Raw genomic sequence first — 11,215 nt, 5'->3', positions numbered from 1 at the left:
CAGGGGCTGTCGCACAACAAATATGGCAACTTCAATGTCGGCACATCAGGCCTGATCCTCAACAACCATAATGCCGAGTTCGGCACGTCGAAGCTCGGCGGCGTGACGCCGGGCAACCCGAACCTGAGGAATAGCGGGCCGGCCAGCGTCATCCTCAACGAAGTGACTTCGGGCAACCGTAGTGCGCTCGAGGGACCGACAGAGGTGTTCGGCGGCCGGGCCGATGTCATCATCGCCAATCCGAACGGAATCAGCTGTTCGGGCTGTGGCTTCATCAACACGCCGCGCGCCACGCTGACCACCGGCACGCCCGATATTGACGCGACCGGACGGCTCAGCGGCTTCACCGTGCGGGGCGGCGATATCACGTTTGGCGCGAAGGGCGGCAATTTCGCTTCAGGTGACGGCGCGGTCGATCTCTTCGACATCGTCTCGCGGACGGTGCGCATCGACGGACCGGTGGTGGCCAGGAACCTGCGGCTTTCGGCGGGACGACAGAAGTTCGATTACGCCACGGGTGAAGCAACGGCCATCGACGGGATAGACGATGCCGGAGAGTTCGCCATCGATGGCTCGGCGCTCGGCGCCATGCAGGCCGACCGCATCAGGATCGTCGTCACCGACAAGGGCGCCGGCGTCAGGATGCGCGGCGACATGGCGGCCAATGCCGGCGAACTGACGCTTTCGGCCGACGGCAGGATCTCGCTCGGCAACGCGTCTGGCCGCGACGGGGTGAGCATCCAGTCGAAGAGCCGGCAGGTCGAGGCGAAGAAGCTCACCTCGAAGAAGCGCGTGACGGTGAAAGCAGCCAGGGGCATCACGCTTGAGGCGGTCGCGGCCGACGAGGATGTCATTCTGGGAAGCGGTGATGGCCTGCTTTCGGTTGCAGGCGACGTGGCTGCGCTTGGCCGTGTCGAACTGACGTCATCGGGGGCGATCTCGGCCGGTGGCGTGTCGGCGGGCAAAAGCGCGGTCCTCGCAGCTGGGCAGGGGATTTCCGCCGGGCAGGTCATCGCCGACGGTGCGGCAACCATGGCCACGACATCCGGCGATATCGCGCTTTCCGGTGCGGCCAAGGCCGGCGGCGGCGATCTGATGCTTGAGGCGACGTCGGGCGCGATTGCCGCCGCCGCTCTCATCAGCTTCAACAACATGACCCTGGCCGCCGGAACCGACATCGCGAGCGGTGACATTCTTTCCGGCGGCGCGTTCGTGGCCTCCGCCCGTTCTCTCAAGGCGACCAGCGCCGTCTCCGGCATCGATTTTGCCGCCACCAACGCCGCCAACGGCACGATTGAGTTTGGCGCATCCGGCGAGATGCGGCTGCGGGCAAGTGCCGGCGCGGTCAACATCGCGTCGCTGCTTTCTGCCGGGAACCTGAATATTTCGGCTGGATCGGTGATCGGGCAAAATATCACCAGCCACGGCGCAGTTGCGATTGCTGGTGACACGGATGTTTCGGGCCAGCTTCTCGGTGCGGGTGATGTCAGCATCACGGGCGCCAACATCAAGGCGGGCGCGATTATCTCCGGCGTCGATTTCGCCGCCGGCAAGGCTTCGCCGAACGGGGCCGTTGTGATTGGCAGTTCCGGCGACACAACGCTTTCTGCCGGAGCCGGAGCGATTGATGTCGGCACGCTGCTATCAGCAGGTAATCTGGTTGCCGGTGCCGGGACCTTCAATGCCGGCAATGTCACCAGTCATGGTGTGGCTGATATCACGGGCACGACCACGATCAGCGGTCAGTTGCTGTCGGGCTCCGACATCGCCATCAAGGGTCCTTCCATCAATATCGGCGCCGTCGTTGCCGGTGCCGATCTGGCCGCACTCGACAACGGCAATGTTGTTCTTGCCAGCGCGGCTCATGCGCTCAATCTGACTGCAATGGCAGGTGATCTTACCGCCGACCGGCTGCTTTCCTCGGGCAATATGGTTGCCTCCGCGACCGGGGATCTGTCGGCCAACGCCCTGAGCCACGGCGATCTCGATCTGACGGCTGGCGGTATGCTCACCTTGTCCGGCCAATCGCTCGCCGGTGGCAACGCCACGCTCAACGCGGGTTCGATCGACATCGACACGCTGGTCTCGGGCGTCGATTTCGCGGCGACGGAGAAATCGGGCGGTTCGCTGATCCTCAGGACCGGGTTGGCGGATACCGGGCGGATGTCGCTCGATGCGACGGGCGGCTCGATCGTTGCCGGTGCGCTTTCGAGCGGCGGCGATCTGACGGCGCATGCGCTGCGGGACATCACCTATGACAGCCTGCGGAGCTTCGCCGGTGCGAACCTGCGGGCCGACCGGGGTGCGATCAGCCTCGATCGCGATACGGTCGCCAAAGGCAATCTCACGCTGACACTGCAGAGCCTCGATCTCAGCAATGATCGCGGCAAGCTGGCGACGGCGGGCACGCTGACCGTCAATGCCGATAGTGCCGATTTCTCGGGCAGCACCCTGACCTTTGGCGGCATCGCGCTCAACCTGACGGGTTCCGTGGACGCGTCGGGTTCTAAAATCCGGGCCGTGACGGCGGATGGCGGCAGCGGCGATATCGCGATCTCCGCCAGTACCATCACCACGACCTCCGCGACGGCACTGCTCGCCGCCAACGACCTGACGCTGACGCTCGCCTCGCTGAACAACACCGGTCAGCTGGCGGCGGGCCGTGACCTGACGTTCAACATCTTCGGCGATCTCACCAACACGGCCTCCGGCCTGATCCATGCGGGCAATGACGGCCGGCTTCATGTGGCGGGCGATCTCCTCAACGATCAGGGCGCCATCCTCGTCGGTCACGATCTCGCGATCGCCGCAGACGCCAATGGCGGACGCAACCGGTCGATCACCAATGTCTCCGGCCTGATCAAGGCTGGTAATGACGTTTCCATCGTCACGGAAGAACTCACCAACAAGCGCCTGACGACGCCCACCTGGAGCAACCATCTGGTCTCGTCGGGCGAGGTCTCGGGTTTCGTGCTCAATCCCGATGTGGCGGGCAAGCCTTTCGCCTATCTCTACAGCGACAACCCGAATGACAAACCGCAGCTTTATCCCGGTTACTATCCACCGCTCTGGTCGGACTATGAGTCCCAGCTCTGGTCGCTCGCCACGCTTGCCGACGGGACATCCTACCACGCCTGGACCTGGACATCCGCCAACGGACCTGTAGGACAGGGCAAAATCTACGACTGGATCAAACAGCGCGTCCCGAAGGACGGGAACGGCGTTCCCATCCTCGATCCGACGAACCCGTCCAAATATTTCGTCGTGGCCTACTGGCTCGACGGACCGGCGGACACGAGCACGACCTACACATGGGACGAAACCTCCAATATCAGCCAAACGGTCCGTGAAGACCGTTTCGACGGACCGCTGGCGCCGGAGGCGCTGATCCGCGCCGGCGGCAATCTCTCGATCGACGCGACGACCCTCAACAACAGCTACAGCAGCATCGAAGCAGAGGGCGACGCCGTTCTCAAGGGGCAGGTGCTGAACAATGAGGGCGTGACGCTCAGCCGCACCACGACGACGACATGCAACGCGCAAGGCGCCTGCGAGGCCTATGATGCGGACGGCAACCGCGATCCATCCAGGGATATCGCTCAGGGCACCTCCATCATCAGCAAGGTGGAAACCGTCGGGCTTGCCGCCGGCAATATCAAGGCCGGAGGCGCGCTCGACATCAGCGGGTTCAACACGGTCAATAACACATCCGCACCCGGCTCGATCGCCGGTGGGGCAAGTCTCGGCTCCTCGACCACGCCAGATGATCCCACGTCAGCGCTGGCGGGACTGACGGCGGGCGGGGCGCTGTTCACACCGAACGTGGCGCTTGGCGGGCTGTCGGCGAACGGTACGCCGCTCGTCGGTGCCGATCTCGTCGCCGCCCTCGGCAATGCGGCGCCGAAGCCGAACTCCGGCGGCTTTGGCGGCACCATTCCCGGCCAGACTTTCCTCTATGAGACCCGCGCCGAGTTTCTCGACGTGAGCAAGTTCTACGGTTCGGGATATTTCATCGACCGGATCGGCTACAGGCCCGAGCGCGAGGTGCCCTTCCTGGGCGATGCTTATTTCGAGAACCAGCTGATCGATCAGCAGCTTCGCCAGCTCGTCAATCAGGGGTTCGGCAAGGGTTCGTTCATCCCCGGCAGTGATGCGATCGAGCAGATGAAGACATTGCTCGATCGCGGCGCGGACTTCGCCAGGGAAAACGGCCTCGCGATCGGCCAGCAGCTCTCGCCGGAACTCGTCGCCAATCTCACCGAAACGCTTGTCTGGTATGAGAAAAGAGAAGTGCAGGGCATCGAGGTCCTGGTGCCGACCGTCTATGTCGCCAACACCGACAAGGCCAATCTGACCGTCGCGGGCGCGCTGATCTCCGGCGGCTCGGTCAATATGAATGTCGGTAATGTCGCCAATTCCGGTGCGGTTGCCGCGAAAACCGATCTGAGGCTTGCTGCCACGACGATTTCGGCCACGGGCGGCAGCTTCAACGCCGGAGGCAATCTGTCCCTGTCGGCCTCGCGGAACCTTACCCTGACAGCGCAATCCCTGAACCTCGGCGGCCAGAACATGGTCAATCCGAACGCGATGGTCACGGCGGGCGGCAATGCCGCGCTGCAGGCGGGCGACACGCTCAGGCTGCGGGGAGCCGGTGTCGATGTCAGCGGCAATGCCGTCCTGGCCGGCCGCGATGTGACGCTGGAAGCGGAGAAGGTCGAGAATAACGGTTCTCGGAACGCGACGGGCACGCGGATCAATACCGGTGGCGACCTCGGCATAAAGGCGGAAAACGACGTCACCGTGATCGGCAGCGCGGCGAGCGCCGGCGGCGCGCTCGACGTTACGGCCGAGAACGGTTCGGTCAATATCGCCACCGTCGATGTGACGCGGAAATCCGACGATGGCTACTCGAAGGCCACGACGACATCGCAGCAGGCGTCACAGCTTTCGTCCGGGACCGACGCGACCGTCAAGGCGGGCGACGACATCCTGCTCTCCGGATCGAAGCTCAAGACGGGCGGCGACGCGCGACTGGAAGCAGGCAACGACATCAACATCACCGCCGCGCAGGAGCAGGAAACCGTCGAGTTCGGCAAGAATTCCTCTTCCTCGACCACCCATACCGGTTCCGGGATCGAGGCCGGTGGATCGATTTCCGCCAGGGCCGGGACGGATGGCAATGGCGATCTCAACATCGTCGGCAGCAAGCTTGCCGCCGACGGGACCGTGGATCTCGGCGCTTCCGACAATGTCACCATCGCCGAGGCGCGCGACAGCGCGGTGACCGACACCCAGGGGAGCTTCAAGTCCGGCAGCGGTTTCAGCAAGAAGAAGGGGCAGGTCCAGGGCCATATCGAAACGGAAACCGCCGTCGGCTCCTCGATCAGCGTCGGCGTCGGCGTCGATGTCACCTCGGGCGGTGATACGACCATATCGGCATCCAGGGTCCAGGCCGGAACCGAGGAGAAGAAGGCCGACCTCAACATCGATGCCGGCGGCGATCTGGTCATCGCGTCGGGCAAGGACATGGTGGCGCATGACGACCGGCGGTGATACGACCATATCGGCATCCAGGGTCCAGGCCGGAACCGAGGAGAAGAAGGCCGACCTCAACATCGATGCCGGCGGCGATCTGGTCATCGCGTCGGGCAAGGACATGGTGGCGCATGACGACCGTGAGAAGAGCAAGGGTTTCCTCAGCAAGGGCAGCATCTCCACCCAGAGCCATAACGAGACCACGGTTGGCTCCGAGCTCGGCGCTTCCGGCAATGTAAATCTCAACGCCGGAAACAACGCCGTCATTGCCGGCTCGAAGGTGACTGCCGGCGAGGCGATCACTGTCGAGGGCGACAGCGTCTCCGTCATCGGCGCGCGGGAGAACCATGCGCGGGAAAGCGAAAGCAAGCAATCGGGCCTGTTCGTGGGTTCCGGCGGCGGCTTCCTGTCGCTGTGGGGCAAGGAGAAGAGCGAACGCGAGGGCACGTCGACCGTCAATGTCGGATCGGAACTCTCCGCCGGCACGGATGTCAACATCAAGGCGCGCGCGAGCGACGTCAACATCGTCGGCTCCAGGGTGGAGGCCAGTCAGGACATCGCACTCGACGCTGCCCGCGATGTCAATGTCATGCCTGGCGCGGAGAGCGCCTCATCGCGCGAGAAGGAAGAGCGCTCCGGCTTCGGCATCCAGGTCTCCTCCGGCAATGGTTCCGCCTCGATCGGCATCGGCTATGGCAAGTCGAAGGATGAGATCAAGCAGGGCGCCGAGACCAATGCCGGCTCCAGCCTGGATGCCGGTCGCGACATCAGGATCAATGCCGGCCGCGACGCCAATCTGCAGGCCGCGCAGATCGGCGCTGACCGCGACGTGGCGATCGCCGCCGAGCGCGACGTCAATCTCCTCTCGGCGCAGGATGTCACCAATTACGAGCATGTGCATGAGGAACTCTTCGCCGGCATCACCGCGCAGGTTTCCACCGGTCTGGTGAGTGCTGGCAAAAGCATCGGCGACGCGGCGGAGAAGATCGGCAAGGTTTCCGACGGCTATTCGGCGGCCAATGCCGGGTTCGCCGGCCTGAAGGCCTATGACGCGATCGAAGACCTGTCGAAGATGGCGAACGGCACCGGCAATATCGCCTCGGCTTCGCTGACCGTCGGTTTCGACTATTCCAGGAGTAAGGAGACCGCAGAAAGCTCCACCCCCGTCGTCACCACCATCCGTGGCGGCCGGTCCGTCAGCATCGATGCGGTTTCTGGTGACCTCAACAGCTCCGGCGCTCAAGTTCTCGCCGGCTATGACGCCGAGGGCAATGTCATTGCCTCCGACGACGACAAGGCCGGCGACATCACGCTTCATGCCGGCAACGACATCAATCTGCACAGCGCCCAGGCGACCAGCAGCGCATCGTCATCGAGCAAGTCGGCGGGCGCCGGCATCGGCGTCTCGGCCGGGCTGACGCTTGCGGGACCGCAGCTTGGGCTGACCGGCAATGTCCATGCCGGGATGAGTAAGTCGAACAGCGAAGGGACCACTCAGGTCAACACCCATGTCCTTGGCACCGGCGACATCAAGCTGGAATCGGGCCGCGACACCAATCTGAAGGGTGCCGTCGTTTCCGGCGAGACGGTGACGGCCGATGTTGGCCGCGATTTGAACATCGTCTCGGTTCCCGATACCGGCGAAGCCTCCAGCAAATCCGCCTCGTTCGGCATGAGCATCGGCGGTGCGCTTGGTGGCGTGCCAGTCATCACCGGGGTTTCGCCGGGCGGCGGCACCGGCTCGGGCGAGACGAACTGGATCCCGGAGCAATCCGGCCTGATCTCGTCGGGCAAGATGGACGTCACCGTCGGCGGCAACACGCATCTGGGCGCCGGCAAGATCATCTCCGAAAGCGGGGATCTCACGCTCGACACCGGCACGCTGACACATGAGAACTTCTCCGGCTCGCAGAACTATGAGGGCTTCGACGTCCAGGCCGATATCGACCTGACGCCGAGGAACGAAGCGGGCGAGAAACAGCAGCAGCCGGGCGACACTTCGCAGCCGCGTACCAGCGCCGAAGGCTCCTATCAGCTCGACGACACGCGTCAGACGGTGCGCGCCACCGTCGGGCCGGGCGAGATCACCATCCGTGACAAGGAGAAGCAGACAGCACTGGAGGCCGAAGGCAAGACCGAGGACCTCACCGCCCTCAACCGCGATCCCAACAAGGCCTACGAGATCACGAAAGACAAGCATGTCGATGTGGAGTTCTATCTGTCGGATACGTCGGTAAAGAAGGCTCTGGAAGCGGGTAAAACGGTCGCGGACATCATCGTCGATGCGCTCGGTCGCATGGCGAGCGACGGCAAGCTCGGGCAGCAGGATTATGCCTCGGCCGTCCAGCTGGCGCGCTACAAAGATGATCCGAATGTCATCGCTCAACTCAATGAATGCGGCCAACGGCAGGGTTTCAATCGCTTCAACCCGTTCGACTGGCTTGTAACGCCAGCCTACGCGCAGGGCGCCTGCTTGATCAAAACGCCGGAAGGCACGTTCACGATCAGCCCGTTTGGCGCAAGGACCTGCCAAGCCACCTTCGGCGCGTTAACCTCCAGTGCCGGCATGATCGGGCTGGCAGCCGGTGCCATCCTGTTGGCCACCACCACCTCGGCGGGCGGCGGCAAGATCGACGAAACGCGCAGGATGGACGACGGCACGGTCGTGCATCTGACCGGCAACGGCGCCGACCTGTCCCGCAAGGCCGATCTCGTCATGGCGGACGGCAGCAGGGCAAGCCTCGACTTTATGCTCGATCCGAATACCGGTGAACTGATTTTGACTGGCGGCACGATTAACGGCAAGCCGATGGCCCGTCCATCGCTGCAGAACGTTATTTACTCCATGCAGTCTGGTGGCATGAAGAATATCGTGCTCAGTGAAAATGCAGGTATGGGCCATAATGGCGGTCCGCCGCTGGATGATGACCGAACTGGAAATAACGGCAATAATCAGAATCCGAATGGTGTTCCGCCCGCTGCAGTCAGCGTGCTGCAACACATTCAACAAACCGGGCAAAAACCGAATGGATATGTCGGGGACCGCACATTTGCAAATGATGGACGAGGCGGTGGTCAAGTCCTACCTCGACAAGATTCTCAAGGGAATCCAATCACATATAAAGAGTACGACATCAATCCGTACACGAGGGGCGTGAATCGTGGTGCAGAAAGAATTGTGATTGGAAGTGACGGGAATGCTTATTATACGTCAGACCACTATAATACATTTACAAAGATGTGGCCATAAATGGAGAACGCGATGGTTTTAGAAGAAATTTTATTAAGCTGTGACAAGCCGTGGATACTGAAATCTTATGAAAATGCATTGGCAGATAGATTTCAATGGACAATTATCTTGAATGGAAAATCAATGATGAATTTAGAAACGCTATACGATGAAATATCGAAAGCTTTTCATTTTCCGCCATATTTTGGCAGGAACTATAATGCCTTATCAGAGATGCTTTCCGATTTGAGCTGGTTTGAAAGGAATGCATATTCTATTTTAGTTGAAAACTCGTCATTTGTACTTGCAGATGAAAAAGAAAGTGCCTTAACGGGTCTCTTAGATGTGTTGTCAAACGTGGGTGAAGAATGGAGCCAGCCGATAGACCAAGGGGAGCCGTGGGATAGGCCAAGCATTCCTTTTCATGCAATATTTCAAATTGATAAAGCCGAGATGCGTACTCCGCTTAAAGCACTACCTCTGGTGTAGTTCCGATTATTGCCCCTGAATCATCTGTGGACACCCCCGTAAGTGCAAGAGGATTTTTCCAGGCTCGGTAATTGCGCGTAGTCGGGTGCTGACATCTGTCCGGCCTCTGTTGCGACCATCTGGATGCCGCGGGCCCGTATGGGAGTTCGCGGATCGGTTCCAAATCATTAAAGCGTGCTCTGAGTACTCCGTTCAGGCCTGGTTTTTCCGATCCCGTCTCTTATCGACTGTGCGCCATACCGTCCTTTCGACCTTCCTACACCTTCGACGCCTCCTGTTTACGGCCGGTTTGCCGGACCACGGAGCTGGCTCCGAGAATAAGGAGGCGCCGCAATGTTCGCTCGCCCATTTTCGATGTCGCGCCAAGTTTCTGTTTTCCACCAGTAGATCGCTGAAGTGGCGTCAGGCCGAGCCAGGCGGCAAAATCACGCCCTTTTTTGAAGGTCGCCGCCGCTGGAGCCAAAGCTACCAATGCCGTCGCTGTTATCGGCCCTACACCTGGGATCGTCGTAAGCCGCCGAGCGTCCGCGTCTTCCCGGGCGCGACGTGCGATCTCGTGGTCGAGCCGCCTGATCCGGTCCTCCAGCGATCGCAGAGTATCGACCAACAGAGCGAGCGCCAGACGAGCTGCGTCCGGCAAAGTGTTCTTATCATCCGTCACGCATTGTATGAGCCCGGCAACATGCGGTGGACCCTGAGCGGTGACGAAGCCATATTCGGCGAGGTGACCGCGGAGCGAGTTGATAACCTGCGTTCGCTGTCGCACCAGCAAGTCCCGAGCCCGAAAGACAACGGCACTGGCCTGAGCATTCTCACTCTTTACAGGGACGAAACGCATTGTCGGACGCTGGGCAGCTTCGCAAATTGCCTCGGCGTCGGCAGCGTCGTTTTTCTGTCGCTTCACGAACGGCTTGACGTAGGCCGGCGAGATCAATCTAACAGTGTGGCCAAATTTGCCGATCTCCCGAGCCCAGTAATGCGCGCCGGCACATGCCTCCATGGCAACCAGGCACACGGGCTGCTTGGCGAAGAATTCGAGCACGTTCTTCCGGCGCAATTGTTTGCGGAAAACCACAGCACCGGAGGCGTCCGCCCCATGTGCCTGAAACACGTTCTTCGCCAAATCCAGACCGATTGTGCTAATTTCCATCGTGGACACTCCTTTTCTCCGGTGGCTGCAACAACCACCATTCTGGCACATCGATGCCGTCGAGGGGGTGTCCACATGGGGTAATCGCGGGAGCGACGCCCTTTGAAACCGATCATGATCTTGGAAGGCGGCTGTTCCCCGATAAGATGAAATACGGGCTCTCGACTGGACGCCGGGCCCAGCATCAATGGAGAACAGCCATGACAGAGTATATCGGTCTCGACGTATCAATGAAAGAGACGGCAATCTCGATCCGCCGTGAGGGTAAGCGGATCTGGCGCGGGAAGTGCGCCTCTGATCCCGCCGTCATTGCCGAACTTATCCGCAAGCGCGCACCAATTGTAAAACGGGTGGTGTTCGAAACAGGGCCTTTGTCGGTATGGTTCTATCATGCACTGCGCGCCGAGAGGCTGCCGGCCATTTGCATCGATGCCCGTCACGCCAAAGCAGCGCTCGATATGGCGGCGAACAAGACAGATGCAAATGATGCCGATGGTTTGGCACACCTGGCAGAAGTCGGATTCTTTCGCGAAGTGCGGGTGAAAGGTTTCGACAGCATGTTAGCCCGCACGCTTGTCGCGGCGCGCACCCGGTTGGTCCGGATGACCACCGAGCTTTCCAACCAAATCCGCGGCATCATGAAGACTTTCGGTCTGGTTGCGTATTCCGCTGAAGCCGGCCATTGATTCCGAAACGAAGCCGGCCATCCATTCCGATTTCATTCCGGCCAGCATTCCGATTTGAAGCCGGTCAGTCGATGCTCCCCTGGGTCGTTGTTTTGATGGCTCCTGATTGTCGCGCGGTCAAGCCTC

The 11,215-nt window shown here is 61.1% G+C and carries 3 protein-coding genes and 2 pseudogenes; 4 read left to right on the top strand and 1 reads right to left on the bottom strand.

Annotation, left to right across the window (positions count from 1 at the left end):
• From ATN84_RS12690 to ATN84_RS26035, 3 genes are all read left to right on the top strand, one after another.
• A partial coding sequence (locus ATN84_RS12690) for a two-partner secretion domain-containing protein (protein WP_153020221.1) occupies positions 1-5,553 on the top strand: 5,553 nt, incomplete at its 5' end.
• Positions 5,537-8,785, top strand: a complete 3,249-nt coding sequence (locus ATN84_RS12685) for a hemagglutinin repeat-containing protein (RefSeq protein ID WP_244491078.1) — start codon at positions 5,537-5,539, stop codon at positions 8,783-8,785. The genes ATN84_RS12690 and ATN84_RS12685, both read left to right, overlap by 17 nt.
• A gap of 12 nt (positions 8,786-8,797) precedes the next feature.
• Entirely contained in the window at positions 8,798-9,253 is a 456-nt protein-coding gene (locus tag ATN84_RS26035; RefSeq protein ID WP_161939574.1) for a barstar family protein, read from the top strand.
• A gap of 280 nt (positions 9,254-9,533) precedes the next feature.
• Here the strand turns inward: ATN84_RS26035 and ATN84_RS12680 are convergent.
• Positions 9,534-10,403 (bottom strand): annotated as a pseudogene (locus tag ATN84_RS12680) (IS110 family RNA-guided transposase); the annotation flags it as partial.
• A 200-nt stretch (positions 10,404-10,603) separates the two neighbouring features.
• Between ATN84_RS12680 and ATN84_RS12675 the strand changes: the two are divergent.
• Positions 10,604-11,083: pseudogene (locus tag ATN84_RS12675) on the top strand (IS110 family transposase); the annotation flags it as partial.
• Positions 11,084-11,215: the final 132 nt, after the last annotated feature.

The sequence above is a fragment of the Paramesorhizobium deserti genome (assembly GCF_001558695.1).
In the GTDB taxonomy this organism is placed as follows: Bacteria; Pseudomonadota; Alphaproteobacteria; order Rhizobiales; family Rhizobiaceae; genus Paramesorhizobium; species Paramesorhizobium deserti.
Note: the sequence above shows the minus strand (reverse complement) of the source record. Positions and strands in the feature narration are given on the sequence as shown.